Below are 25,824 nucleotides of genomic sequence, written 5' to 3'. Positions count from 1 at the left end.
TAAACTTGATGATTAACAGCAAACTTGGAAGAACCAACGGTACTATTTCTTGGTATAATTATCTACTTGCCATGTATATAAAATTATAATTTATTGAGGTATTACGCTCGTGTTTCGCTACGTTGCTCAACAATATCCAAGGACAAAATAGCCGTGACCACATACAGCGAATTGGTAGTAGTGATTGGAGCAGCACTTGAACGCGCTGGAGTAATTGAACGCCATCGGCTTCGAGAAACTGTTGATCTTGCTTGGCCCCGAATTATGACGGGCTTTGCGATCATGTCAAAGAGTACAGTTGATCTTGCGATGATTGGCGTTGCTATTGGGACTTCAGCAGTTGCTGGATTAGCATTTGCAAATGCGTATTGGAATCTCGCTAAATTTATCGGTATTGGATTTGCTGGTGGAGTGGTTGCCCTTGTTTCACAGGCATACGGAGGCGAATCGACTATGCGAGCAAGACGTATCGTTGTACAGGGATTTTTGATTGCGACCATGCTAGCGGTCCCGATCGTTGCTGCGTTTGCTATCATCCCTGAGTCATTGATTCAACTCTTCTCTCCAGATTCCCAAGAAATCTTGGAGTTTGGTTACTTGTATCTGCTCTTTGTCGCACCAGCCGTTCTTTTTGAGTTCTGGAATTTACTGGCTAGTCGAACCTATGCTGGTATTGGTGATACATTCACGCCGATGCTCATTCGGGTAACTGGAGCGATTGCGAACATCATTATTTCAGCCGTCTTGATTTTTGGATTCGATATGGGTGTTGTTGGAGCTGCTATTGGTACCACAACGGCAACCTTTCTCGTCGCTGTTGTGTTTCTGTGGGCCTTGGGAGGCCAACCGATTCCAACAAGAGGTGTTTGTCCGGTTGCAATCAACCGAGAGGCCTTGACGATTGATCAAAACATTATTCGTGATCTCCTGTCGGTTTCGTCGCCGCTTGTTGCCCGACGAGTCATAGAAACGCTTGTCGCATTTCCGTTGCTCTGGATTGCATCGGTATTTGGTCCGACAATCGTTGCTGCGTATGAGGTTGCCCGGCGGGTTCGTGCATTTACTGATAGCTTTTCATGGGGATTCTCAATTGCAGCCAGTACACTTGTTGGTCAGCAACTTGGTGCCGATAATGAACAAGAGGCAGAAATCTATGGATGGTCAATTATTCGTCTATCAGCTCTAACGTATGTGGTCGTTGCCGGAGGTGTCATCTTACTATCTGAACCAATTGCAACTATATTCGTTGATGAAGGTGTCGAATTAACGGCTCAATTTGTTATTGCCGCTGCAATTAGTGTCGTTTTTCTCGGGATCGATGGATCCGCAACAGGGACGCTCCGTGGAGCTGGCGACAGTCGATTTCCATTTGTTTCATCTCTTGTTGGACGGTACGGAGGTGGATTAACAATTGCTGCACTTGGTCTTGTCACGCCACTCGGGGCAACTGCACTTCTCATTGCTTTTGTTGTAGAAACGATGATCCCAGCGATCATGAATCTCTACCGCGTACGAACAGACCGGTGGAAGACAATCAGCCGCTCTTATCGATCGGCGCTTGATTAGCATGGAGCCGGAATAGGAAAAAGGACTCCGCCTAATTATGGTGTATGCCTCTGCTTAAGTTTGATACCACACTTACATTATCAGACCAAGACCGAAACACGTTCTCAGATCAGGTAACTACCCTGTATACCGACAAAATGAGCACGACAGCAGGCCATGTTGCCGTTGTTATTCGGGAACATCAACAAACTGCACTTTCGCTGGGAAGATCAGTCGATGGTTCACTTCTGTTCTTAGATGCTGATATTCGAGAAGGACGTCCACTTGATCAAAAAAGAGAGTTTGCACTTGCTGTTATGGAACTTGCTGAACAACAACTCGGCCTGCCGGAAGAAAATATGAAAGTTGTTTTTACTGAACATGAAGGTGAAATGATGATGGGCAAGCATCGGATTGGAACGGCGTGGTCTGCCAATGACAACGAATAAACTCTAGTCATGGGCTTGGACATTATAATTTACGGGGCAGGCAGTATCGGAAGCTTGCTGGGTGGGTTACTTGCCACAGAACATGAGGTGAAACTCGTTGGCCGAGACCCCCACATGAATGCGGTTGATACTGACGGACTACAAATCACTGGACAATATCAACAACAGACCTGGCCCAAAACAACTACCGACGGCACAAAGCACACCGCTGATCTTGCAATTGTTGCTGTCAAAACATTCGATACAAAACAGGCAGCGGAAGAGCTAGCAACGGGACAATTTGACGCTATTCTTTCGGTACAAAACGGCATTGGAAATGAAAATATACTAGCAGAACATCTCAGTGGACCCATATTTGGCGGAACAACGACGTTTGGTGCGAGAATTCAGGAGCCTGGTACCGTTCAATGCACCGGGATTGGCGAAGTCACAATTGGTTCGTTTACTCCAGCGTCCGATGAACTCGTTGCGACCATCAAGGAAGCATTCACAACTGCTGATATTCCTCTGACGGTAACAGATGCAATTGAGGCAAAGCTCTGGGAAAAGGCAGCAATCAACGCTGGGATTAATCCTGTGACCGCTATCTTAGATGTCGATAACGGAGCAATCACAACTGGCCCATTACGAGAGATTGCGATTCAGGCAACAACAGAAGCGACAAACGTAGCGCAGGCAAAAGGGATTGATATCTCGACTGAACAAACCGTTCAAAGACTGTTAACCGTTGCTGAGAACACAGCTGATAATATCTCATCTATGCGCCAGGATCTACACCGCGGGGGTCAAACAGAAATTGACGGAATTACCGGAACAATCCTTGAACAGGGAGATGCTGTTGGTGTCCAAACTCCGGTCAACTGGACGCTTTATCACCTTGTTACTGCTGTTGATCCATAGGTCACTCTGAGTATCCTTCCTGAATGTGTCTTGTGCTTTCATAGATGTTGAGCAGTTCCTCGACAAACTCTTCCCGGGTTTGTCCTTCCTCTCGATGGGCATCAAGCCGTTCAATGGTGTCTTCTTCGAGCCGAATTGTATCCTGCATGTATGAGTTAACGATCCGCATAGTTATAAACATGTAAGGTATGGTGAATGTATACCTGGTGCTGCCTTTTTTGATCTCCTCCACACGGCTAAAGCCGGTGGGCTTTCACCTCGATACCGCTGTAACCGAGCAGTCAGAGATTGTACTATCCGAAACACACATGATACCGGCACTGAAAGATTAGGCTACCTTCGATGTTTGATCCTGTGCGAAGAATTGTTGAGATTGCATTTGGGGAAGGTGTCTTGGCCGACGCTGACCCTGATGATCTGTTCGAAATCAGCACTGGGTATGTCACTCTTGGAGCCAACGGATATGGAAGCTTAGATCAAGCTGCACTGGCGTTTGGAAATGTTGATGCATCTGACTTTGACGCTGCTGTCGAAGAAATTGAGGATCTGATGAGCGTATCCCAAAGCATTACAACCAAACGACAGGAGATTCATGAAGACGACTATGGATATACGTGGGTGATTCTTGAGAATTCAGACTTTGATGAACTGGTGACTGCCATTCATGGAGCTGCAGATACGCTGATCGAATCAGGATTTGGCGATTACCTATTATGTGCTGTATTTGCTTTTTCAGGCGATAAAGAGATCTATTTATTGTATAATTTCAAACGGGGCAAGTGGTATCCATTCGTTCCGGTTCGACAGGGTGTACGAGACTCTGAAACCGAAGAAGAGATACGAGAGCTGATGGACGGTGAGCTGGACTTAGAAACAGAGAAAAACCGAGAGTACGCCTTCTGGGATATTCCATTCTAATCCTCCTGTTGGGAGACCGTTTAGAAATTCTTTTCATGGCGGATGCGATATATCTGTTTGGGAACAGCACGACCGCAAGTCTGACTCGCTGCATTGTGCAGCTTGGGATTGCGGTAGTGCATCGTTAGAGTGCATTTTCTGCGGTTGTGCGGTTCCTATCCTCTATATATGGCACGAATGCATGCACGACGCCGTGGCTCGTCCGATTCGGACAAGCCAGCGGCAGACGAACCACCGGAGTGGAGCGACATTGAACCAGAGAAAATCGAAGAGCGCGTTGTCCAGCTTGCAGAGCAGGGACATGATCCAAGCCAGATCGGACTGAAACTCCGTGACGAAGGCGTTGCTGGTGTTCCTGTCCCAGACGTCAAAGCTGCGACTGGAAAGAAGGTTACAGAAATTCTCGAAGAGCACGATGCTGAGCCGGAGATCCCAGAGGATCTGCGGAATCTGATGGAACGTGCTGCCCGTCTTAACGAGCACGTCGAAGAACATCCACAGGACAAGCAGAACAAGCGTGCGCGACAAAACGTCGAGTCAAAGGTTCGACGACTTGTCGATTACTATCGTGGCGACGAGCTTGACGAAGATTTCACATACAGCTACGAAACAGCAAAGTCCCTCCTTGACTGATGTCTACGGCCAGGCGCTCCACAGAGCAGACGATCGATCCGGATGCCGCCGTAACAGCGTTGCGTGGAGCACCACTGGTCCGTATTCTCACAAAGCAATTTGCAGATAGCATTGCAGCTGCTGGAGTGTTGACACAAGGGCTTGCTGAGCAGCAGATACCGTTTCAGGTATCCCCGACAACGTCTCAAGATGATCGAACCATGCGAGCTAGCGCCGGAGATGCTGATGCAGTGACGATTTCTATTGGGTCACTAACGGATCCTGATCTGGCAGATATAGTCCTTGAGCATACACCGGTTGAAATGGCTGTTTCAATTGTGAAACGTCTCGGTGCTGATCCAGATCCACACCTTCCTCTTGCAGGTATCATTGCAAAAGGAGAAAATCCTGAAAAACTTCCGGAACTGCTTAGCTTAGCCCGGGACCCCGAGCAATCTCGATCTTCACGGCTTGGAATCCCGGTTGACGATCTCGTCGATGGACTCGCACACTCTCTGCTCATTCATGCACCGTTCTCGGGAGACAGATCCCAGGTTGCTGACATGCTAGATCGTGTTGGTGTAGATATTGATCAGATCGACTCTGATGAGACGCTACGACAAATTGCGTCTGCTGTTGCGATTAATGCAACAGACGGACCAAATCCGAAGCGAGCTGCAGACTATGTGGAATCATTTCTGTATCCACATGTGACGTCTCATCAGTTTCGAACTCTTGAAGGGTTCGCGGATATATTGATGTCAACGACTCAATCTCATCCGGGAACCGCCGTTGCTCTAGCCATCGGAGGCAATGTACAGTCGGCAGCAGTCGAAACATGGCGGCAACATGCTTTGACGGTTCACCAACAACTCAACGATGTCGAGCTAAACCGATATGATGGCGTTGTCAGTTTTAGTGGTGACTGGACGTGGATTCGGACGGCTGCTCGCGTTGTTCAGCATACAATGTCACTGGAGCCAGTAACAATAGCTCGTAGCGACGAAGGTGTCGCAGTCGCCGCACAGGATGAAGATCGGCTCATTGCGGCGATCGAGGGGATTACTGAACACACTGGTGGAGAATTTGACCGGACAACAACCCGGGCACACATTCAGTGTGATTCACCACCGGCACAAAATGACCTTGCTAACAGTATTCGAGGTGAAATATGACTCCATCGACACGCATTGAGAGTACTGTCGAAGACCCTGAGATGGTTGCTGCGGCTCTTCGCCCAGACAACACTGCAGACGTATCAACAACTGTTGAGGACGGCGCTGTCGTAACTATTATCGACCGAGAGTCTACTGCAAGCTTGGAAGCAACTGTTGATGATTATTTGTTGAATCTTGATGTCGCTCTTTCAGTCGCACAGACAACAAAGCAATACGATAACACAACCAATTCATAATTATGAGTGAACGATCCGTATCACGACAACGACAAGGAAAGCGGTGGTACACCGTACATGCGCCCGAACACTTTGATCGGGCCGAATTAGGAGAAACGCCCGCCAAAGACCCAGAACAGGTAGTCGGACGAACCGTTGAAACGACGCTTGGTGAACTGCGAAACGATGCTGGCGAGAACAATACGAAGTTGGAGTTTAAGATTACTGATGTTGGCAGCGACGCAGCATACACCGAATTTATCAAGCACGAATTGACGCGTGATTATCTTCGATCGTTGGTTCGACGCGGTGCGTCGAAAGTTGAAGCCTATGTCACGGAACTTACTGCAGATGATTACCGTGTTCAAATTCAACCAGTCGCCTTCACGACGAAGAACGCAGATGCAAGCCAAGAGCGTGCTATTCGTCGGATTATGATCGACATGATCCGAGAGACAACGCGCGAACGAACATTCGAAGAAGTCATTGATTCTGTCGTCGAAGGCCGGCTTTCAAGTGCGATCTACAGCGAAGCCAAGACAGTCTACCCGCTTCGCCGCGTTGAGATTCAGAAGATGTCACTTGAAGCTCGACCTGAAGAAGTTGCTGCTGAAGAAGAGACCTCCGTCGATGTTGAAGAAGACGAAGTTGACCTATAATACGTAGCTCGTTCTTGTTTCTGTATTCTATTATTTGTCGTTTTTATCTGATCAGAAACATCGCCTTGGTAAACAAAGAACAAAGCGTAATAAGGGGCCATATACAGATTAGGTATATGGAGCCTCGGTTTGCTGGCCGGTTCAGTCTTGCAGATTCGATTACGCTTCTAAATGCAGCACTTGGATTCCTTGCTGTGATTATTTCGTTCGATGATCCATCACTCGGGGCACGACTCATTTTACTTGCCGCAATCGCGGATGGTCTTGACGGAATTGTCGCCCGCTACATGGGTGGATCAGAAATCGGACCATACCTTGACTCATTAGCTGATACTGTTTCTTTCGGTGTCGCACCTGCCGTACTCGTGTATTCAATTTTTAGTAATGCCGACATTGCATTCGGAATCTGGCAGATCCTCACATATGCGGTACCAATGCTTTTTGTTGCAGCTGTAGTCACCCGTCTCGCCCTATATACGGTATATGACATTGACGACGCTTACACAGTCGGTGTTCCAAGCACACTCGCATCAACAGTCATCAGTGCTGGTGTGCTGACTAGCTTCGTTTCTCCGGAAGCTCTCCTTGGCTTAACAGCAGTATTCTGTTATTTGATGATTATTGACGTTGACTACCCAGACCTTCTTCCTCGTGATGCTCTTCTGATGGGCGCTATACAGGTGCTTGCCATCTTAGTTCCAACTGCATTCAGTGGAATTTTCCCGATCATACTATTACTCGGTGCACTTGCGTATCTAGTATTTGGTCCGATCTTGTACTGGCGATAGCATCGATTTGGTATTTATCCGCATAGACAAAGGAAAACGCTTAGTGAACTGAACCAACACTACATGGACAATGACCGATGAGGAATCGGCGGCTGATGAATTCCGTTCCCGCCTTGACACTCTTGCGGATCGTATCAGTGACGCACAGACAGAGGCAGCATTAGATGAACTCGAAGCAGAGCTAGACTCTATCAAAGACGAAATTAATCAGACTGAATTTGAGGTTCCAGACGCCGAAACAGCCGAAGATGAAGAAGACGAAGACGATGACGAGGAGATTACCCCGCCGGACGAGGAACTACTGGATACTGTTGATGAACTATCGGATAGCATCGAGGAAAAGCGAGGTCCATATGCAGAAGATGTAGCGTCTGAGGTTTCAGATGCTGCTTCAACCGTTATGCGTAGTGATTGGACTGAAAATGGTGTTGATACAGTTCAAGCGAGCGTTCAGCAGTTTTTCAATGCAGTACCTGATGTAGAGAAAACTACCAGTAGCGATCCAGAGCACATAGCAGACACGCTTGAATCCGTTGCTGAAATTATCGAAGATGAGATGGATCTCCATCCTGATGAGGATGCGGATATAATCCAGCAATTACTTGACGATGTTGACCAGCTACAGTCAGCGCTTGATGATGCTGAAGTGTGGAGTGATCTCTCTGTCAGAGAACAGCTCGCTGGCAAAGGTTTCTATGATGTCTTGGACCATCAAAAGGACTTCCCACCTGAACTGAGCGCAATCAAAGTATACGAGAAACGTGATCAACCAGAAAAAATCATGCTTGCGCTTGATATGCTGGACTCTGATTTCATGCAGGAGTATTGTCTTGAGGCGCTTGGACGGATTGGTGATGAAGCAGCTGTCGATGACATTACGCCTCTTGCCAATCGTCGGGATGAGACAGCAATCAAGGCACTGGGATCAATTGGAAGTGAAAAACCAGTCAGTTCACTGCTCAACCATATTGACTCTGGCGGATCCTTGGCTATCACTACACTTCGAGCACTTGGAGAGATTGGCAGTGAGCAGGCAGTAGAAGACATTGCAGAACAGATGCAGACTGATGATGATCCAGAAGTGCGCTCGATGGCTGCCCGTGCTCTGGGAATGATTGGCGACACCCGAGCGACTGACCCACTTGCTGAAACGCTTGAGGATGATGAAGATAATGCCGTAAGAGGCAGTGCAATCTGGGCACTTCGGCAAATCCAGACCAGAGAAGCATTAGAAATTGCAAGTGAGTACGAGTCAGACCAAGCGTATCTTGTACAATACGAGGCAGAAAAAGCAAAATCAGCGATCAGCTCTTAATAAACTTTCCTCCGTTATCGTCGGTCTGGCATCCAGTGCGGCGGAGCAACTCCCAGGCGAACAACAATTGGTCGGTACGCAAACACGATCACAAAGATGATAGCGAGTTCGATCCAAAAGCTCAACTCAGCGTATACGGCTTCAATTAGAAACAGAGTGCCGAATACGATGATCAGCATTGCCAAGTAATGTGGCAACGCATCAAGGAGTTTCTGTTTATCAACCATTATCTGTATGTTATTCTGAGGCGTAAAAAAGATGCTGTGTTCTGCTGAATCTTTTCATCCTCTTTTGTTTACAGCGATAGCGAGTTGAACACCCACCGGCTTCAGCAGTTTCGAGGCGGAGCCCCCGGCCTCAAGGAGCGAGGACTTCCGACTGGTCGGAAGCACGAAGTGAGTAGGCCTGGGAGAAAGCCGACACAGAGTGACGCAAACCACAAGACAGTAGCCGACTGACTCCCCAGTAATCAAGTACCGTTGAAACCATATCTGAAACATGGAGGTCAGACGAACTGCGCCGGTCAAACTCGTTGTTCCCGACGAGTATCACGACGACCTCCACGAAACTGCTGACCAGTTCCTCTACTGCGCGAACGAGGCCAGTGACTACTGCTGGGACAACACCGACTACGAAGATTGCGTCACTTCGAACGTGAAAGCCAGAGATGCGTTGTATGACCGACTCCGCGAGGAAACCGACCTGACAGCGAATCTCGTCCAAGAAGCCATCCGGCGTGCCGTTCACGCCGTCGATAGTGGTGTTGACCGCTGGAAGAAAGGCAAACGGACGAACAAGCCAGAGTTTACCTCTTGGAGTATGGTCTACGACAAGCGGAGCGCGACATTCTACCGCAACAAAATCTCACTCTCGACGGTGAACGGACGCATCGAGTGTGATTTTGAACTCCCAGCAGACAGTCCAACACCATACGAGGAGTACGTCCTTGCGGATGACTACGAGTTTCGGACGAGTACACTCCAGTACGACCAAGCCACCGACGAGTTCTACTTCCACGTTAAAACACGGAAGATAGGCACAGACGGTGAAGCTGTTGAAATTGAGGGTTCGGACGATACCGGGCACCAGACAGTCCTCGGGATCGACCTCGGCGTGAATAGCCTTGCCGTCGCCAGCACTGGCACGTTCTGGAGTGGTGACGAGTACGACCACTGGATACAAGAGTTTGAAAACCGTCGAGCAGAGATGCAACAGCGTGGGACGCAAGCCGCTCACAACGCCTTGCTTCGGCTTGGAAAGCGAGAACGAGCATGGCGCAAACAGTATATCCACACAGTCGCCAACGAGATCGTTGACGAAGCAGTTGCCCACGACTGCGACGTGATCGTGTTCGAGGACTTGACCGATATCCGTGAGCGACTGCCTCACGCTGACTGGCATCACATCTGGGCATTCCGTCGTCTTGTCGAGTACGTTGAGTACAAAGCGCCAGACTGCGGTGTCGCGGTTGAACAGGTCGAGCCAGATCACACGAGCCAGCGGTGTTCACACACTGACTGTGGCTTCACTCACGAGGATAACCGCGACGGCGAGCAGTTCCAGTGCCTCAAATGCGGGTACGAGATCAACGCTGACTACAACGGCGCGAAAAACGTCGGCCTGCGGTATATGCGGAAGCGACAACACAGACTGCGTTCCTCGCCCACGTCGGGGAGCGCAGACGCACCAGTAGACGTGCGTATAAATGGTGGGACGTTGAACGACGACGGCTATCGGCCAACTGCCGACAATTGATCGCCAGGAGTCCACATCAAAGCCCCACCCTCAACGAGCGAACCACGTATGTGGTGAGCGAAGCAGGGTGGGGGTAGTTTACCCATGGGGAGGTCAATTGATGCTGTCTGTTTGGGGCGAGACACTTTTTCTCTTCTACATCTAAGTTTTAAGACGTGACTTCACGAGAGACAATCCACGCTGAATCTCTTGACGCTGATCGGATTCAGTGTCATGTCTGCCCCAGACGATGTGTCATTCCTTCTGGAGAGCGGGGCGTCTGTGGTGTCCGTGAAAATACAAACGGAACCCTAACCTTGCTTACCTATGGCAAAACGGTCTCAGCTGCTGTAGATCCAATCGAGAAGAAGCCACTGTTCCATTTTGCACCTGGTTCGTCCGTCATGTCAATCGCGACTCGAGGCTGTAACTTCCGATGTGACTTTTGTCAAAATTATACAATCGCGCTTGAAGCTGACCAACGAACTCCCCGTGAACAGCAACTTTCACCTGAGCAGCTTGCAACACGGTTAAGCCAAGAACGCGCAGCAGGTATGGCATACACATACACAGAGCCGACTATCTTCTTAGAGTATGCATATGACACGATGAACGCAACTCCAGACGAGAGATACAATGTGTTTGTCTCCAATGGATACATGACACCGGAAACCGCAAAGACTCTTGGCCCACACCTTGATGCGATTAACGTTGACATCAAAGGTGACCAGTCATTTTACCGAGAGTATTGTGGCATCCCTGATCCTGAGCCGATCTATGATGCTTTAGAAGTCCTTGCCCAGCACGATGTCTGGATTGAGATTACGAACCTTCTCGTGACTGGAAAAAACACAGACGTGGAAACAATTGCTGACCGTATGGAATGGATTGTTGATGTTCTTGGACCTCAGACCCCAGTCCATTTCTCTCGATTCCGGCCGGCATATAATATGACTGATACGCCCCCGACTCCCGTCGACACAATTGAATCTGCAATCGAAGTAGCCGAAGACGCTGGTTTGCACTATGTTTACTCAGGAAACGTCCCTGGACATGAATCGGAAAGCACAGTCTGTCCGAATTGCAGCACAACGGTAATCAAGCGGAACGGGTTCGAGATTCAGGAATACAACTTACGTGATGGACGGTGTCCAGCGTGTAATCGAACAATCCCGATTGCAGGTCGTCAATGGGCACAAGGGACTACAACATCCAACCAACGATTGCGGAATTTATAGGCGGATCAGGCGCAATACCACGTCCTTCAGGCCGTGAATACGCGCCGTCACTTAGTGACACATTCCACCGGCACCGACAGGCCCGGATATTCCACGTCAAACGTAGTAGTTAATATACTCTAGTTCATAACTATTTATGGGAACAGTACGATGCTGGAGACGACCCGCACCTATGTCGCACGCATCACGAATCACAGTCAGGTTCGTGACGACCTCGACCAGTGCGGGTTCTCTGCATCGAAACTGTGGAACGTCGGACGCTATTACATCCAAGAACGGTGGGATGACGATGGTGAGATACCCGATGAAGCCGAATTGAAATCGGAGTTGAAAAACCACGAACGCTATAGTGACCTGCATTCTCAGTCAAGTCAGCGAGTTCTTGAAGAGCTTGCTGAGGCGTTCAACGGGTGGTATAACTCCGACGACGGCAACAACCCACCGGGCTACCGGAAACGTGGCGACCGACACCCGCGATCCACCGTGACGTGGAAACAGAAAGGTATCAAACACGACGCCAAACACGGTCAACTCCGCCTCTCGAAAGGTTGGAATCTGAAAGACGGACGGTCAGACTTCGTCCTCCCGGAGTACGAAACTCGGCCCGACGTAGAAGTGGAGAACATCCAGCAAGTGCGTGCCGTCTGGAACGGAGACGAGTGGGAACTCCACCTCGTCTGCAAGCAAGAGATTCCCGTTGAGGATGTTCCCGGCGACAAGACGGCGGGTATCGACCTCGGAATCAGCAACTACCTCGCCATCGACTACGAGGACGGCCCTTCGGAGTTGTATCCGGGGAACACGCTGAAAGAGGACAAGCACTACTTCACCCGTGAGGAGTACCAGACCGAAGGCAAGAACGGACCATCAAAACGTGCGTTGAAGGCTCGCCGGAAACTCTCTCGACGCAAAGACCATTTCCTCCACACGCTCTCGAAACACATCGTTGAGCGGTGTGTCGACGAAGGCGTGGAGAAGATCGCGGTTGGCGACCTCAGCGACATCCGCGAGGATGAGAACGGTGACTCGTGGGAGTGGGGGCAGTCTGGGAACAAGAAACTCCACGGATGGGAGTTCGACCGATTCGCCCGTCTCCTCGAATACAAAGCCGAAGAACACGGTATCCTCGTTGACCGGGTAGACGAGGAGAACACCTCAAAGACGTGTTCGTGTTGCGGGCAAATTCGAGATGCGAACCGCGTGGAGCGCGGGCTGTACGTCTGTGAGTCGTGTGAGACGACGATGAACGCAGACGTGAACGGCGCGGTGAACATCCGTAGAAAGATAACTCAGAGTCCCCCAGCGGGGGATATGAGTAACGGCTGGTTGGCACAGCCCGGAGTCTTCCTGTTCGACCGCGAGAGCGGGTCGTTCAAAACGAGAGAACAGGGAGTCTGCAAACCCTAATATCCCAACGCTTGGGATTCCTCCGCCTTCAGGCGGAGGAGGATGTCAAAGCGTCTCGTCCACATACATCGCAATCTGGGTCCTTCTCCGCAATCATTGTATCATCTCGTATCAACTGGTGAATGTAATCGATGCATAGCCAACAACATCGTCCTTCGATCCGGCCGTATCACCGCTAGTTGCGTATTTTTCAACTGTCCCCGTAGAAACTCCCTGTTCAGACATACCAGCGAGCATTGCAATTACAGCCCCCGGACCACACATTGAATGTCCGCGCTGTGCCTTTTGACTGATCTTTTCAATGTCTCCGTTCGAAATTGCTTCGATTACCGGCTTGTCAGCGGCGGCGGCCTGTTCATGTGGCTGATAATGAGTGAAGTCCGTTGAGGCAAGAATTGTGATATCTTTGTTTAGCTCCGTTGCTGCTGTTACAATGTTTTCTCCGAGTTCCTTCGTTATTTGTTTGGTTTGATCGCTAAGCACGATCGGGAGAATCTGTATTTCTGAATCAACGATATACTGTATGAACGGCAGTTGTATCTCCACAGAGTGTTCGCCAGTATGGCCTATTGGATCTGCTTCAGCCGCGGTTTGCTTGATAACAGCATTACGAAGTTGCTGGTCGATGCTAACTTCGCCGAATGGAGTTCTCCACTTCTCGTGAGGGGCAACGCTAATTGGTGAACCGCCGCCGCGATGATTTGGCCCGATGATAACAATTGTATCTGGTTGTCTACATTGTGCTAACTTATTGTAACTGTGTGCTGCAACTGGTCCAGAGAATGGTAACCCTGCGTGGGGAACAACAGCCCCATGTAGACGTTGATCTTCTTTATCGCACCTTGGTCCTGACTGCGGCCCTACAGAATGCGCAAATGATTCTTCAACCTGTTTTTTGAGTTCTTCAGATGTTGATCGATAAAATTGCCCTGCAACGGCCGGAGAGCGGATGTCCGTCATGCTATTCACCTTTGGTAATATCTATTTCCTCAATTGATCCTTTTGGCTCCTGTTCCCTAAATCCTCGTGCAGGAAATCGCTCAATCTGCGTTTCTGAATGTTGCCACGCTGAAGAAGATAGCCCCGCTTTCTGACACACTGCAGCAACAAACTCGTATTCATCCCAGCTTCGTTCCACTGCAACCTGTGGAAGTAGCAGTCCTCGTTGTTGCCCCTTTTTGGCAACCAGTCCGTGATATCCCAGCTCGATTTCTGTCTTAGCTTGCTCTGTGTCAATCTTTTCAGATTCACCTAGAATCGTAACATCAACGGTGATTGCACCAAATTCGTCGGGAGACACTGATGGAAACCTACTATCATTAATTGCTGCGTCAATAGCAGCCGCGTCAATCAGCGTTGGAAGTGATGCCACTGGCCGTGGATATCCTCGACATCCGCGTAATCGATCATTTTTATTCAGTGTCGTGAATACACCATATGACCCGTCACCGTCAAGTGCTGGACGTGTCGTCTCACCTTGTGCTGCTGCGAGTGCAACTTGTCTGGCACGGGTAACGAGCTCAGTGCCCCGTTCTTGATCGATCATCAATTACAATCTATAGGCCTAATCCAGAAACAATTTTTCTGTTAGAGATATTCCCCCGAAGAGACACCAATTTCGTAACGCCCTTAATAGTCCACCGACAACATGCATGTGCGCGCCGATGGTCTAGTGGTAGGACCTGAGCCTTCCAAGCTCATGGCCCGGGTTCAAATCCCGGTCGGCGCACTTCTCAGGCCTTGTACCTTCTGAATTTCCCGGTTTCGCATTACTCGACTATCCACCTATGAAAGCTTACAAACCGGGTTATCTTAAGACATCCCTACAGAGAAAGCAGGCAGTGCACCTCGGGGTCGTCCGAAACACTTCGATTTTCGTGATCACGAGAATCGGAGATCCTCGAACGACTTGACCACGAGGCTGTTGACGTTACACGGTGGTTTTAATTTCTCCAGGCTAAGCCTCAGTATTCAAGGAGCTACGCAGTAAGTTGAGCGACCCGCGTTAGCGGTGAGTGAATAAGGGAGTGGAGTAGTTCACCAATCTTATGCAGACATTTTTGGGCTAAGGGGTAAATAATGTCTGTATATGTAAATATAGTGCCTTATGATCCTGCAATTAATACATAAAGTTATCATGAGTACCATTTTACCAAACGCTGATACTCTTGATCTTTATGTGGAGATAAACCTTGATCTCCCTAACACGCATCCGTGTTTGGTGAACGATCTTTGTTCTCATGCCTGCACATTAGACTCAGTGTCTCGCCAATCTAATGGGAATCGATGTCTGCTAACCATTGAGGGGGCGGAGCATGTTAATGACAGGGCACAAATCGAACAAGTCGAGCAACCCTGTCATGATCAAGACTGTTATTATGAGCTTCTTAACCATGACGGATTTAGTGCACATGTCACAGATGTAACCGAATCCGGGATTCATATCGAGGGATACGTCTGTTCACGGAGCACACTGGTTGACCTCGTTGAAAATCTCTCGTCAATTGGAGAAGTTACTGTACAAAAACTATCCAGATTCAATGCTGAAGATAATCCATCTGATTTACGAACGATTGACTTTTCGACATTAACAACATTAGAGCAAAAGACACTTCGCCAAGCTATTAAGAACGGTTACTATGATCAGCCACGCGCGATATCTCTTGAAGAACTAGCTGATCAGTTTGATGTATCAAAAGGTACGGTCTCACAGCGGCTCCAATCAGCTGAACGGAAGCTTGTTTTCGAGGCTACTTGTGACTCGTTTCCCGGGAGTACTTAAAATGACTCATAATAAGGAAATACCCTCTTGATTGTTCCAGCAATATAGCACTAATGAAGACAACAGTAAAAACAGATTAGTACCCATAATGACGGAAAAATCAGTACGACGACGACGGTTTCTCAAAGGTTCTGTTGCCGGTGTTGCTGCGGCAGCTGCCGGCTGTATCAGTCTTGGTGAAGAGCCTGCCGATGCAGCAGCAGACAGAGAAGCAGCATATAACAACTGTTGGATTTGTCGAGCCAGTTGCGGACAAGAAGTTATTCTTGAGGACAGACAGCCGGTCGACTTGACCGGAGTTGATGGACATCCAAAGTCCAGTGCTGGCCCTGGAACTGAAGGCACATTATGCTCCAAAGGCCTTGCGCAACTTGATAAAACCTACAATCCTAACAGGATAACGCGTCCGTACATTCGTGAAGACGGTAATCTTCGGGCTTCTGACTGGGATGAAGCCATTGCGTATGCGGCCGAACGGCTTCAATCGTTCCGTGAAATACATGGCCCGGAAAAATTACTCCGCTATCAGGGATACCCTATTGGTGGAGATTTTCACGACTTGCTCTTCCGGGACTTATACGGCGCTCCAGTGCAGGTCGGCCGAAAAACGACATGCCACGGTCCATTTTCAGATTCATGGGAATGGATGGCTGGTTATGGGCGAGAATGGCCAGACTGGCGGAACTCGGAGTTTATTATTGCATGGGGCCGAAATCCAATGGAATCATTTCGTGGCCAATGGGAGCCAAAAGGTATCTTGGAGGCAATTAACGAGAATGATGCAACCTTAGTATGTATTGATCCTCGATATACAAAGACTGCTGAGGTCGCAGACCTATGGATCCCTATTAGGCCACGGACCGATGGAGCACTCGCACTTGCGATGGGTAATGTAATTATTGAGAAAGGGTTATATGACGACAGCTTCGTCGAGGACTGGACCTATGGATTTGATTCATACCGTGACGCAGTCGATGATAAAACTCCTGAGTGGGCCGCGGATATTACTGATGTTAATAGTGAAACGATCAAAGAGCTTGCTATCGAATTTGCTAAAGCAGCTCCCAAATCAGTTGCTTTTCCATTCACTGGCCTTTCGTTTCAGGGCAATGGGTTTAAAAACTGCCAGAATGTTCACGCACTCAACGGTCTAGTTGGATGTATTGATCGAAAAGGAGGGACTCGACACTGGCGGTCTGGATTTACACTTGCTGATCCATTTGAGAAAAGGGGCATCGATGTCCCTGCTAATCACGAGGATCGGTCAACCCCCAAGTATGACGACTACCCTTACCAGCGCCATATCCGGGATCTTTCTCATAATTTTGTCCCAACAGCAGTCGAGCGTGGAGATATACAAGGCTTTGTCAATAACTGGTCTGCTCCGCTGAAAAGTGGTAACAGTGACGCATGGGCTGAGGCACTTGAAGCAATGGATCTTGTTATTACTGTTGATGCATTCTGGAGTGGTGTCAGCCGTCGCGCTGATGTCGTTTTTCCTGGTGCTTCAACACTAGAACAACCATTTTTAGATACTGGCGGTGACAGTTCGTACAGTAAGTCTGGCTGGGTCACTGCTTCGAAGGCGATTATTGATCCAATTGAAAACTGTCGAACAGATTATGAAATATATAGTGCACTGGCTGAGGAACTTGGCTGGGGTGAATATTTCCCATGGGAGGATGCCACTGAGTACTATGATGAGCGACTCTCAGGGATCGGAAAATCATTCGACGAAGTTGCTGAACAAAGCTATGAGATTGTTTCGGATGTTGAGTATGAGCAGTGGCGTGGTGATGGGTTTGACACGGAGACTGGCAAATTTCAATTCGATCTTGATGTTGTCGAAGAATATGAAAGTTTTGCAAAGGACGTAGGCGTCAGCACTGCCCCCGAATGGCGTCCGCCTGAAGGAGTATATGGTGAAACAACAGACGAAGAGTATCCATTACTGTTAACGGACGGATTTGTTGAACAGCTTTCTCGCGGCCACTGTCAAGCTCTTGATGAGGCTCGCGAAGAGTATCTGGATCGGTACGGATTCAGAAATGAAGAGTATGATGGAAACCTGCTACATATCAATCCGGACGATGCTGAGCCTCGTGGAATTACAACGGGAGATCGCGTTCGAGTTGAGGCAACGAATGGCGAGGTTGAACTTGTTGCGCATGTTTATGAAGGAGTCCGTCCTGGATGGTTGTTCACTGTAGCTGGTTTTGGTGAGTACTCAATTACACCTGATCAGGCTGGTGGAAACCTCATGAAGATGAATACTGAACAGCATGTTGATCCGGTCACCGGTATGGTTGATAGAAATCATCCGGTCAAACTCGAACGTGTAGGAGGTGATACCTGATGAGTCAATTTGGATTCTACTTTGATCCTAACAAATGTATTGGCTGTCACGCTTGCACACAGGCCTGTCAGGTTCAAAATGATCTTGATACTGATGAAGGTATTCTATGGCGACGCGTTGAACACGTTGGTGAAGGTGAATTCCCAGATTATGATGAAGTTTCTGTTTCCATTGGATGCCACCATTGCAGTGAGCCCACGTGTCGGGATGTTTGTCCAACTCATGCACTTGAAAAACGTGATACAGACGGAATTGTCACGATTAACCAGAGCCGCTGCATTGGATGTAATTACTGTTCATATGCCTGTCCGTACGGAGCGATACAGTTCGGAGAAGATGGAATCGCTCAGAAATGTAATGGTTGTCTTGGATCTGGACCGGGTAACGGTCATGACTCGCCATCTCGAGACGAATCTGAAACAGCCCGTGAAACCCCTGCTTGTACTGATAACTGCGTAACAGGTGCGCTCAAAGCCGGTCCAATCAATGAATTAGTGCGGGAAGCTTCTGAGGATGCTGCTAAAGAGTTTCAACTTGATGATGTTGGTCCAGCCCTCATCCTTGAGCCAGAAAATACTGTGGAGGTAAACGATGGTGATGAGTGATCCAGATGGTCTGATCTGGATGATTCAGCAAGAATATGGCTGGTATATTGCGGCATACCTATTCTTTAGTGGACTTGCTGGAGGCGCGTATTTGACTGGCACAGCTGCTAATTTGCTTGGGCAGCGATCCGACGGCACGGCTAGTGGCCAGTCGATGCACATAATAACGCAGTGGGGACTCATTTTCACGGTTGTAGGCATAGCAGCCGGCATGTTTTTTCTGCTATTTTTCCATCTCGGTGCACCATTTCGAGCCTTACTGTTCCCGATTCTCTTTGTCAATTTTGGCTCGTGGCTTGTGATTGGCACGTGGCTTATCGTACTGTTCACACTCATTGTGACGTTACAGGTACTTTGGACACTGTGGGGCAGTGAGCCAGTCGGCAAAAGCGCATTTCCTCGAAAAATCACAGAATATGTCGAACGTAGATCCGGCATTCCCATAGATACGTTGCTTACACGACTAGCCAACTGGATAAAACCAAATCGAGCGGGACAGTTGGCAACTACAGCAATCGGTTCAATACTTGCAATTGCGACCATCGCCTACACCGGGTTAAAGCTTGGATATGTCTCCTCAACCGTTCCCCTTTGGGATGGAACGTTGCTTCCACTTCTATTCGTAGCCAGTGCACTCTCAATCGGCATTGCAGCCACGATGGGTGCCACTGTCCTATTTGATGGCCTTCAGGAAACAAAAGTAACCAGTTTCAGTGTTGCTGATGATACGATTATTCTCGCTGAAGCAGTTGTTCTCGCATTACTGTTAGTGACGCTAGCCTCTGGCGGACCAGGTGCTGAAGTTGCTTTTAGTTTGCTGACAGAAGAGTATGGAATTATGTTCTGGGGTGGCGTTGTTACAATTGGGCTCGTCCTTCCGTTGATTCTGTCAGTTGTTCTGATCTTGGTAGAAAAGAACGCTGATATTCAGGCGAATTGTCGACTTGAAAAGTTCCTCCGTGGAGCATATACAGTGAAATTTACCTTTGTTGTGCTTGGTGGAGCTGCGCTTCGCTATCTGATCATTGCCGCAGCATATAACGCTCCCCTCGCTACATGATCACCATGACTGACGTGTAATTTAGATAATTCAAACCATGAAACATCCCACCAGTAATAACAACCCAACTCAAGATGATGCGAATAGTTTAACCGACAGACGTAAAACGTGGATCTCGCTATACACTCTGCTCGCAGAAGGGCTGAAGCACCCTGATAAACAGTTCCATCGTGACGTTCAAGATGACTCCTTTGCTGTCGAACTTGCAGAACATACCGACCGTCTTGGTATTTCGGTGTCAACTGAAAATGGTGATCCCACACATGCTCCGGAAACTCCTGCGGCATTTGATACTGAATATATCTCCCTGTTTGAAGGGCTCGTAACTCCATATGCACCACTGATAGAGTCGGTATACCGTCCGTGGCACAGTACATGGCAAAGTGATGGACTACTACTAGGACCAGCAGCAACTGACATGCGTAGTCGTTACGATATCATAGGAGTATCGACTCCGGATGCTTATGCTGACGATCACCTTGCGCTTATGCTGGAATATGCTGCTTTACTCTTGCAGCATAAACAAGATTCAGCGTATCAACGTTTCATTGAGCAACATCTCGACTGGCTACCGGCACTTCGGCGACTTGCTACTGAAGCTGCTGCTGATGCACCGTTTCATCGCCATTGTGTTACTGCTACATGTGAAATCATTGCTACGGCCCGAAAACGTAATAACATCGATACACCAAACTCAGAACAAGTACAGAATAAGTACCACAGAGCCAGAGAACATATTAGGTAGTTAGCTGTACATTCTGGTCTTGGGATAAAGTATACTCATTATAGTTGTAGCATGACACCGTTGCACAGCTCTACCTACTTGCCGCCTTCAGCGGCTCGTTAACAGGGACGTAGCCAGCAAAAGCTAATCTCTGAAAGGACTATTGACCAACAGAGTTAGCTGTCACCGCACAAAAGAATCCATGGTGACTAGCAGGCCCCGCTAGTATCAGTGATCCTATCTATTCAGCATCAACAACTCCATCTTCCCATCCTTCACTGTGTATTCGTTCCTCCGGTGTCCCAAGTTCACGTAGCTCTTCTTTTGTGTCAACGACCATCTGTGGCACTCCACAGATATAGAAGTCCCGCGTGTCAAAGTCATCAAACAACTCATCGAGATGTTCCTGTACATATCCAACACGACCTAGCCAGTCCCACTCCGGATCAGAAAGTGTGAATGTGACAGACAGTTCTGGGTGTTCTGCAGCTAGCTCATTTAGCGTTGATCGATGCATGATTGACTCCCCTGTACGCTCGCCTAATACAACGTGGACAGATCCAGATCCTTCCTGTAAGTAGTGACGACAGATTGCTAACATTGGCGTTAGGCCAGTTCCAGACGCTAACAGTGCGATATCTCGATCTGGGTCGTCAAGCGTTAGCGACCCCTCAATTGGTCCGATTGTGATCGTATCTCCGATGTCTCTTGTGTGCATATATGATGATGCGTATCCACTTTCATACCGCTTAATTGCAAGTGTCAGCTCATTTGTTCCTGGCAGATTCGTCGGCGTATACGGACGTACGACAGAATCACCGTCTGTCTCGAACCTGATTGTTGTGTGCTGTCCTGGTTCAAAATCAAATGTGTGATCAGGCACACGGAGACGGAAGCCTTTCACTCGGTTAGCCAATGGGTACGTATCCACGATGGTTGCTTTGTATGCCATTCTATAACAATAGTATATATTCTAACAGTATATAAGTCGGATGGTGATCGTTACAGAAGATCCGAGACGAAAGCACCAGCCTTCAGGCGCAGGAGGAGGTCACGTACTGAGATCTCAACTCCCGGGATTGTTTTAGGTGGTGCATCGGTCCTTTATCAGTTGTTGGTAATACGATTTCGTTATTCAGCCGCACCGCTGTATTTTTCTCGCCCGATTCATCCTCATTCTAGCGTTCTATTGGTCGTCAGTTAATCGTTACTTCTCTGATTCCTGATACTGCTCGCCGAGGGGCTTCAGCCGCAGTTCTCCGAAACCGTATCGGGAGTGAGACCCGATTCGTTGGAGGCTATTCTTCGCGGTCTCGACCGGACGGTCGCCGAGGTACTTCACAACCTGCAAAGACAGCGGGTATGCGACGGCGAACGAGTTGATCTGAAGACGAAGTTGAAGAGCTGATCACCGCCATGAGCTGATCTTATCAACCCGATATACGGAATTTGATTAAGAATAGATCAATCGTTTTCTGAAAGAACCTTTATTGCCTTTTCTGCTTGATAACCAGGGATGTAACTGAGATTTTTGCTGCTGCTGAGTTTATCCTCTGTATTCAGCAGTCAGTATTGGTTCACATCACACACCGAACAGTTATTTCGCCAGATTAGGTAAGTTCCATTCGAGTCAGTAACTCAGATTCCAGATTCTCCTGCATAGACTCGATCTCTGTCGTGCTCCACTCGATTTCCCATGCCTCGTCAATATCGGTGAATACGAGTGACACGCGGACTGGACGATCTGTCTGTTGTTGGTGCATGGCAACAGCGTAGGCCTTCATCTGGTTCTGGTAGTACTCCGCATCCTCTTCGATTTCCTCTGGCGTAACAGCACCCGTCTTGTAGTCGATGATGTGGTACGCATCGTCGCTTACGATGAGATGATCGATGTAGCCGGCAATCTCTCCTCGATCGAACTCGGCAGTAACGTATAGCTCGTCGTACTGTTGTTTGATTTTGGAATCTGAAGCCTGCTCATCAACGTAAGCGATCCCTCGTTGGGCGTGTTCACTCACACGGCGCTGCAATTTGCTGGTGAGTTCTACGTCTGCGTCCTCGTCGACGAGAGTTTGTTCCATGAGATTCGACCACTGGGATTCTGGGGGGCGCAACTCACAGATCCGATGTACCATCTCTCCGAACACTCTTGGATCGATCCTTGTCTCTCCAGTCGCCGACTCCGAACCGATCTCGGTTTCGCTCTCACTATCCTGCTCTGCCAAATCATCTTCACCGTGGCGATCGTCTGGGCTATCTTCCTGCTTCTCGACGAAAGCCGTTCGAGTCTTCTCGTCAACTTCTAGATCACCGTATCCGCCGAGTAGGGCGGCCAGATCAGTCGCTGACAAGCGGAATGTGATGTCGCGTTCCGGTGGATCCGGTGACAGTTCTACTGTTGGATCCACTTCTCCCGTATCCAGTTCACGTTGGACCTTGGGTGTCGGCAGCGAGACCTGATACGATCCATCACCATATGACCGGTTGATGGTGATCTCAGAATCTAATTTGCTACACAGTTCGTCGGGGAGAAGAGCCGGCTGTACCCAGTCACGCCAACTCGACGCCGATTCCGGATCAGCTTCAGCGATGTTTGTGAGTGTAGTTTGTTCCGCGTCACTATCGAGTTCGTGGGTGCCACAGAGGAGTAGGTGGTCCCGGGCCCGCGTGCAAGCCACGTAGAGCACTCGCTTCTCCTCGGCACGTTCTTCTTGACGACGCTGCTCTCGTACGGTTTCGCGGGCAATCGTGTCCTTCAGTTCGAACGGATCATCGGGACTCGGTGCCTTCATGCCGACCGCGTGTTCGTCACCGACCCGTTCGAACTCAACTTTTCCGCTGCCGAGAGCAGCATCGTCCTTGAATTCTCGACTGATTTCCGGAACGACCACGAACGGGAACTCCATCCCCTTCGAGTCGTGAATCGTCAGAATCTGGACCCCCTCGTCGGTCGTTTCGGCTTCACTCTCACGGCCACCCAGTTCGACCCGACGTTCGATTCGATTCAACAGAGTGGTGAGACTGCGGACGCCATCGTCGCTCAAGCCGCGCAGTTGCTCTCGGAACTTCTCGACGTTCGCCATCGCTTGCTGTGAGCGGTCACCCGCGCTCACGTTCACCAGATACCCAGTATCTTCGAGGATGCCAGTCAGAAATGCGGCCCACGATCCATCGAAATCACCGACACCATCGCCAAGTCCAGCCCGGTGACGCCACTCACGGAGCAGCCCGTGAGCTTCCGCGAGCTCGGATGTCTCCGTCGTCGCAAGTGCATCCCACAGCGTCTCGTCGTGCACCTTGAGGTGCGCAAGTGTGTCGTCGGTGAATCCGAACAGCGGTGATCGAAGCACAGCGTAGAGTGCGCGCTCATCGTGTGGGTCTGCAAGCGCTCGAAACAGATTCAATAGTGCCGTAATCTCCGTCGTCTCGTAGAAGCCGATCCCGGACGCGACGGAATACGGGACGTTCGCCTCGTCCAGCGCTCGCTCGTAGGCCTTGAGATGTGTGCGACTCCGGAGAAGTATCGCAATATCACTCGGCTCAATATCTCGTGGTTCGGGCGTTTCCTCGTCAGGAGCAGTGTCCTCTGGGTAGACCTGATACGGCTCGGTGAGTACCTGTGAGAGACGCGCTGCGAGAGCCATCGCTTCCAGTTCAGCATCGCTCTCCGGCTCTGCGTCGGCGAACGCTTCGTAGTGGTCGAACCGGGCTTCCCGAAGCTCCGAATCAGTCGGGACGAGGAGATATTCGGCACTCCCGACTGCGGCTGGATCATCCCGTGCGGGCGTTAATCGCTGTGGGGGTGCCTCGTATGGCTTTCCGTCGTCGTCAAAGACCATTTCGAACAGTTCGTTGATCGTCTCCAGTACTGTCGGAAGTGTCCGGAAGTTCGTCGAAAGCTGGTCGTCATCTCGATCAGCGACAGGGCCAGTCTCTTCGAGCGTGTCAGCAATCTCCTTGAACTGGGTCACGTCGGCGTTCCGGAACCGATAGATGCTCTGTTTCACGTCACCGACGACGAACACGTTCTCCGCATCGAACGTCCCCTTCTCGCTCGCCGTCAGGAGCTTGATGAGATCCCACTGACGCGGATCGGTATCCTGAAACTCGTCCAGCATGATGTAGTCGAACTGCTCGCGGAGTTCCGTCCGGATGTGTTCGTTCGCCTCGTCGTCGAGGAACTCGACTGTGTATGTGATGAGATCCGAGAAATCAGCGGCGTTCTGCCTGCGCTTTCGAGCCTCGTATTCCTCGACCGCGAGTAACGTTACCTCTGCGAGGGCATTGACCAGTGGGAAACTCCTCGCCTCTAACTCGGGATCGACACTGACCGCATACGCTTCCGGTTGGAGCGTTTCGACCAGTTGCTCGATGGCAGTGTCGAACTCGTCTTTCCAAGGATTGTCCCCCCAGTGCGTCTTCGCTCCAGTATAGTCCGCGTAGCGCTCGCCGCTTCCCTTCGTGAGATGGATGCTGAGTTTCGAGATTGTCGTCTGTTTCCTTCGATTGGGGACGCCATCATCGAAGTCATCGCCGAGGATTTCGACCACGGTCACGGCTCGCTTCCAGGCGGTTCCTTCTGTCGAGATGTCCGGTGGATTCTCCACGAGCTCCCGAAGCGTTGTGAGGGCCTCTGTGAACTCCGGCTGGGCCAATCGTTCGGCTGCCTCGTCCGGATCGATCGGATGAAGTTCGGATTCAACGAACGAGATGTATTCTTCTTCGCTCGCGTCGGCCCATCGCTCTGCCCATTCGATACTTTCCGGCCGCTCGTTCACGAGGTCAGTAAGCACGTCCTGCAGCTGATTTCGAGAAAACCGCTGCGCCAGCGTCCGGACTGCGTCGTGGTTCTCGTGTTCTTCGAGGACCGTTCCAACGGTATCGTGGATGAGGGCGGTCGTCTCGTTCTCGTCCAAGGTATCGAAGCTAGGGTCAAGACCGTCAACACTCAGCGCGTGTTCTCGAAGGAGTCGGGCACAGAAGCCGTGCAGCGTATGAATGTACCCGTGTTCGAGTTCGTCAGCGACCGTTCGCCAAGCTTCGAATTTGTCGGCTTCCAGTGACGAAATCCGATCCGTAATCTCGCCACGGACGTTGTCTTCCAGTTCGTTTGCTGCACGCTCCGTAAACGTGGTCGTGAGGATATTTTCGGGAAGCAAAACCTCGCTCTCTTCTCCTCCGTCAGTCGCTCCTCCTAACGACTTCTCGATCATCCGCAGGTATCGGGCAGTCAGTGTCGTGGTTTTCCCGGTGCCTGCGCCGGCGGTGAGCGTCACGTTTCGATCAAGCGCGTCAACGGCCCGCTGCTGTTCGTCGGTCAGATCTTCATATGAGACCAT

General features: G+C 49.7%; 24 protein-coding genes and 1 tRNA gene. 19 read left to right on the top strand and 6 right to left on the bottom strand.

Annotated elements, in window-relative coordinates; all coding sequences use genetic code 11:
• The first annotated feature begins 153 nt into the window (after positions 1 to 153).
• Genes K0C01_RS00125 through K0C01_RS00115 form a run of 3 tightly spaced genes read left to right on the top strand, consistent with a single transcriptional unit; the run spans position 154 to position 2,894 of the window.
• On the top strand, positions 154 to 1,566 hold the full coding sequence (locus K0C01_RS00125) for an MATE family efflux transporter (RefSeq protein ID WP_255568319.1): 1,413 nt from the start codon (positions 154 to 156) through the stop codon (positions 1,564 to 1,566).
• Positions 1,567 to 1,610: 44 nt separating this feature from the next.
• Complete coding sequence (locus K0C01_RS00120) at positions 1,611 to 1,994, top strand: tautomerase family protein (protein ID WP_221170066.1); 384 nt, start codon at positions 1,611 to 1,613, stop codon at positions 1,992 to 1,994.
• 9 nt (positions 1,995 to 2,003) lie between these two features.
• A complete protein-coding gene (locus tag K0C01_RS00115; protein ID WP_221170065.1) occupies positions 2,004 to 2,894 on the top strand; it encodes a ketopantoate reductase family protein in 891 nt (296 codons plus the stop codon).
• Between the two features lies 1 nt (position 2,895).
• Here K0C01_RS00115 and K0C01_RS00110 read toward each other — a convergent pair whose 3' ends face one another.
• Positions 2,896 to 3,042, bottom strand: a complete 147-nt coding sequence (locus K0C01_RS00110; RefSeq protein ID WP_221170064.1) for a DUF7557 family protein — start codon at positions 3,040 to 3,042, stop codon at positions 2,896 to 2,898.
• A gap of 194 nt (positions 3,043 to 3,236) precedes the next feature.
• Here K0C01_RS00110 and K0C01_RS00105 point away from each other — a divergent pair, with 194 nt between their 5' ends.
• The 7 genes from K0C01_RS00105 to K0C01_RS00075 all read left to right on the top strand — a co-directional run bounded on the left by K0C01_RS00105 (position 3,237) and on the right by K0C01_RS00075 (position 8,579).
• Positions 3,237 to 3,812 (top strand): PspA-associated protein PspAB, encoded by a 576-nt coding sequence (locus tag K0C01_RS00105; protein WP_221170063.1) that lies wholly within the window; start codon positions 3,237 to 3,239, stop codon positions 3,810 to 3,812.
• 168 nt (positions 3,813 to 3,980) lie between these two features.
• Complete coding sequence (locus K0C01_RS00100) at positions 3,981 to 4,445, top strand: 30S ribosomal protein S15 (RefSeq protein WP_221170062.1); 465 nt, start codon at positions 3,981 to 3,983, stop codon at positions 4,443 to 4,445.
• Complete coding sequence (locus K0C01_RS00095; protein ID WP_221170061.1) at positions 4,445 to 5,599, top strand: hypothetical protein; 1,155 nt, start codon at positions 4,445 to 4,447, stop codon at positions 5,597 to 5,599. The genes K0C01_RS00100 and K0C01_RS00095 overlap by 1 nt, the downstream gene beginning before the upstream one ends.
• Entirely contained in the window at positions 5,596 to 5,838 is a 243-nt protein-coding gene (locus K0C01_RS00090) for a KEOPS complex subunit Pcc1 (RefSeq protein WP_221170060.1), read from the top strand. Before K0C01_RS00095 ends, K0C01_RS00090 begins: the two co-directional genes overlap by 4 nt.
• Positions 5,839 to 5,840: 2 nt before the next feature.
• On the top strand, positions 5,841 to 6,476 hold the full coding sequence (locus K0C01_RS00085) for a 30S ribosomal protein S3ae (RefSeq protein WP_221170059.1): 636 nt from the start codon (positions 5,841 to 5,843) through the stop codon (positions 6,474 to 6,476).
• Positions 6,477 to 6,592: 116 nt separating this feature from the next.
• Positions 6,593 to 7,264: a protein sorting system archaetidylserine synthase gene (locus K0C01_RS00080; RefSeq protein ID WP_221170058.1), complete on the top strand. Its 672-nt coding sequence runs from the start codon at positions 6,593 to 6,595 to the stop codon at positions 7,262 to 7,264.
• Positions 7,265 to 7,334: 70 nt separating this feature from the next.
• The gene (locus K0C01_RS00075; RefSeq protein WP_221170057.1) at positions 7,335 to 8,579 is read left to right on the top strand and encodes a HEAT repeat domain-containing protein; all 1,245 of its coding nucleotides are present in this window, start codon (positions 7,335 to 7,337) and stop codon (positions 8,577 to 8,579) included.
• Between the two features lie 14 nt (positions 8,580 to 8,593).
• Here K0C01_RS00075 and K0C01_RS00070 read toward each other — a convergent pair whose 3' ends face one another.
• Positions 8,594 to 8,806: a hypothetical protein gene (locus K0C01_RS00070; RefSeq protein ID WP_221170056.1), complete on the bottom strand. Its 213-nt coding sequence runs from the start codon at positions 8,804 to 8,806 to the stop codon at positions 8,594 to 8,596.
• Between the two features lie 271 nt (positions 8,807 to 9,077).
• Between K0C01_RS00070 and K0C01_RS00065 the strand changes: the two genes are divergently transcribed.
• From K0C01_RS00065 to K0C01_RS00055, 3 genes are all read left to right on the top strand, one after another.
• Positions 9,078 to 10,334: an RNA-guided endonuclease InsQ/TnpB family protein gene (locus K0C01_RS00065; protein ID WP_221170055.1), complete on the top strand. Its 1,257-nt coding sequence runs from the start codon at positions 9,078 to 9,080 to the stop codon at positions 10,332 to 10,334.
• A gap of 155 nt (positions 10,335 to 10,489) precedes the next feature.
• Positions 10,490 to 11,551, top strand: coding sequence for an AmmeMemoRadiSam system radical SAM enzyme (gene amrS, locus K0C01_RS00060; RefSeq protein WP_221170054.1), 1,062 nt, complete (start codon positions 10,490 to 10,492; stop codon positions 11,549 to 11,551).
• 150 nt (positions 11,552 to 11,701) lie between these two features.
• Entirely contained in the window at positions 11,702 to 12,958 is a 1,257-nt protein-coding gene (locus tag K0C01_RS00055) for an RNA-guided endonuclease InsQ/TnpB family protein (RefSeq protein WP_221170053.1), read from the top strand.
• Positions 12,959 to 13,069: 111 nt separating this feature from the next.
• Here the strand turns inward: K0C01_RS00055 and amrB are convergent, their stop codons facing one another.
• Both amrB and amrA read right to left on the bottom strand, forming a co-directional pair.
• Positions 13,070 to 13,918, bottom strand: a complete 849-nt coding sequence (gene amrB / locus K0C01_RS00050) for an AmmeMemoRadiSam system protein B (RefSeq protein ID WP_221170052.1) — start codon at positions 13,916 to 13,918, stop codon at positions 13,070 to 13,072.
• A 1-nt stretch (position 13,919) separates the two neighbouring features.
• The gene (gene amrA, locus K0C01_RS00045; RefSeq protein WP_221170051.1) at positions 13,920 to 14,504 is read right to left on the bottom strand and encodes an AmmeMemoRadiSam system protein A; all 585 of its coding nucleotides are present in this window, start codon (positions 14,502 to 14,504) and stop codon (positions 13,920 to 13,922) included.
• Between the two features lie 112 nt (positions 14,505 to 14,616).
• Here amrA and K0C01_RS00040 point away from each other — a divergent pair.
• The 6 genes from K0C01_RS00040 to K0C01_RS00015 all read left to right on the top strand — a co-directional run bounded on the left by K0C01_RS00040 (position 14,617) and on the right by K0C01_RS00015 (position 20,506).
• A tRNA-Gly gene (locus K0C01_RS00040) sits at positions 14,617 to 14,687 on the top strand.
• 408 nt (positions 14,688 to 15,095) lie between these two features.
• Complete coding sequence (locus K0C01_RS00035) at positions 15,096 to 15,740, top strand: helix-turn-helix domain-containing protein (protein WP_221170050.1); 645 nt, start codon at positions 15,096 to 15,098, stop codon at positions 15,738 to 15,740.
• A gap of 88 nt (positions 15,741 to 15,828) precedes the next feature.
• Entirely contained in the window at positions 15,829 to 18,096 is a 2,268-nt protein-coding gene (locus K0C01_RS00030; RefSeq protein WP_221170049.1) for a molybdopterin-containing oxidoreductase family protein, read from the top strand.
• Positions 18,096 to 18,701, top strand: a complete 606-nt coding sequence (locus K0C01_RS00025; protein WP_255568318.1) for a 4Fe-4S dicluster domain-containing protein — start codon at positions 18,096 to 18,098, stop codon at positions 18,699 to 18,701. The genes K0C01_RS00030 and K0C01_RS00025 overlap by 1 nt, the downstream gene beginning before the upstream one ends.
• A complete protein-coding gene (gene nrfD, locus K0C01_RS00020; RefSeq protein WP_255568317.1) occupies positions 18,694 to 19,761 on the top strand; it encodes an NrfD/PsrC family molybdoenzyme membrane anchor subunit in 1,068 nt (355 codons plus the stop codon). The genes K0C01_RS00025 and nrfD overlap by 8 nt, the downstream gene beginning before the upstream one ends.
• Positions 19,762 to 19,798: 37 nt before the next feature.
• Positions 19,799 to 20,506, top strand: a complete 708-nt coding sequence (locus K0C01_RS00015; protein WP_221170047.1) for a TorD/DmsD family molecular chaperone — start codon at positions 19,799 to 19,801, stop codon at positions 20,504 to 20,506.
• 220 nt (positions 20,507 to 20,726) lie between these two features.
• Here K0C01_RS00015 and K0C01_RS00010 read toward each other — a convergent pair whose 3' ends face one another.
• Together K0C01_RS00010 and K0C01_RS00005 are read right to left on the bottom strand one after the other, a co-directional pair.
• Positions 20,727 to 21,437: a ferredoxin--NADP reductase gene (locus tag K0C01_RS00010; RefSeq protein ID WP_221170046.1), complete on the bottom strand. Its 711-nt coding sequence runs from the start codon at positions 21,435 to 21,437 to the stop codon at positions 20,727 to 20,729.
• A 658-nt stretch (positions 21,438 to 22,095) separates the two neighbouring features.
• Positions 22,096 to 25,824: a UvrD-helicase domain-containing protein gene (locus K0C01_RS00005; RefSeq protein ID WP_221170045.1), complete on the bottom strand. Its 3,729-nt coding sequence runs from the start codon at positions 25,822 to 25,824 to the stop codon at positions 22,096 to 22,098.

Source organism: Salinarchaeum sp. IM2453, from assembly GCF_019693215.1.
GTDB lineage: Archaea > Halobacteriota > Halobacteria > Halobacteriales > Salinarchaeaceae > IM2453.
The sequence above is the reverse complement of the archived record's forward strand: the minus strand, read 5'-3'. Positions and strand labels throughout refer to the sequence as shown.

Bases quoted from the DNA above. Each gene is read 5' to 3' on its own strand.
- K0C01_RS00105 (WP_221170063.1), top strand. From the start codon at position 3,237: ATGTTTGATCCTGTGCGAAGAATTGTTGAGATTGCATTTGGGGAAGGT.
- K0C01_RS00025 (WP_255568318.1), top strand. From the start codon at position 18,096: ATGAGTCAATTTGGATTCTACTTTGATCCTAACAAATGTATTGGCTGT.
- amrA (WP_221170051.1), bottom strand. From the start codon at position 14,504: ATGATCGATCAAGAACGGGGCACTGAGCTCGTTACCCGTGCCAGACAA.
- K0C01_RS00010 (WP_221170046.1), bottom strand. From the start codon at position 21,437: ATGGCATACAAAGCAACCATCGTGGATACGTACCCATTGGCTAACCGA.
- K0C01_RS00005 (WP_221170045.1), bottom strand. From the start codon at position 25,824: ATGGTCTCATATGAAGATCTGACCGACGAACAGCAGCGGGCCGTTGAC.
- amrB (WP_221170052.1), bottom strand. From the start codon at position 13,918: ATGACGGACATCCGCTCTCCGGCCGTTGCAGGGCAATTTTATCGATCA.
- K0C01_RS00085 (WP_221170059.1), top strand. From the start codon at position 5,841: ATGAGTGAACGATCCGTATCACGACAACGACAAGGAAAGCGGTGGTAC.
- K0C01_RS00115 (WP_221170065.1), top strand. From the start codon at position 2,004: ATGGGCTTGGACATTATAATTTACGGGGCAGGCAGTATCGGAAGCTTG.
- K0C01_RS00095 (WP_221170061.1), top strand. From the start codon at position 4,445: ATGTCTACGGCCAGGCGCTCCACAGAGCAGACGATCGATCCGGATGCC.
- K0C01_RS00035 (WP_221170050.1), top strand. From the start codon at position 15,096: ATGAGTACCATTTTACCAAACGCTGATACTCTTGATCTTTATGTGGAG.
- K0C01_RS00030 (WP_221170049.1), top strand. From the start codon at position 15,829: ATGACGGAAAAATCAGTACGACGACGACGGTTTCTCAAAGGTTCTGTT.
- K0C01_RS00090 (WP_221170060.1), top strand. From the start codon at position 5,596: ATGACTCCATCGACACGCATTGAGAGTACTGTCGAAGACCCTGAGATG.
- K0C01_RS00015 (WP_221170047.1), top strand. From the start codon at position 19,799: ATGAAACATCCCACCAGTAATAACAACCCAACTCAAGATGATGCGAAT.
- K0C01_RS00080 (WP_221170058.1), top strand. From the start codon at position 6,593: ATGGAGCCTCGGTTTGCTGGCCGGTTCAGTCTTGCAGATTCGATTACG.
- K0C01_RS00065 (WP_221170055.1), top strand. From the start codon at position 9,078: ATGGAGGTCAGACGAACTGCGCCGGTCAAACTCGTTGTTCCCGACGAG.
- K0C01_RS00110 (WP_221170064.1), bottom strand. From the start codon at position 3,042: ATGCAGGATACAATTCGGCTCGAAGAAGACACCATTGAACGGCTTGAT.
- K0C01_RS00120 (WP_221170066.1), top strand. From the start codon at position 1,611: ATGCCTCTGCTTAAGTTTGATACCACACTTACATTATCAGACCAAGAC.
- nrfD (WP_255568317.1), top strand. From the start codon at position 18,694: ATGAGTGATCCAGATGGTCTGATCTGGATGATTCAGCAAGAATATGGC.
- K0C01_RS00055 (WP_221170053.1), top strand. From the start codon at position 11,702: ATGCTGGAGACGACCCGCACCTATGTCGCACGCATCACGAATCACAGT.
- K0C01_RS00075 (WP_221170057.1), top strand. From the start codon at position 7,335: ATGACCGATGAGGAATCGGCGGCTGATGAATTCCGTTCCCGCCTTGAC.
- K0C01_RS00070 (WP_221170056.1), bottom strand. From the start codon at position 8,806: ATGGTTGATAAACAGAAACTCCTTGATGCGTTGCCACATTACTTGGCA.
- K0C01_RS00100 (WP_221170062.1), top strand. From the start codon at position 3,981: ATGGCACGAATGCATGCACGACGCCGTGGCTCGTCCGATTCGGACAAG.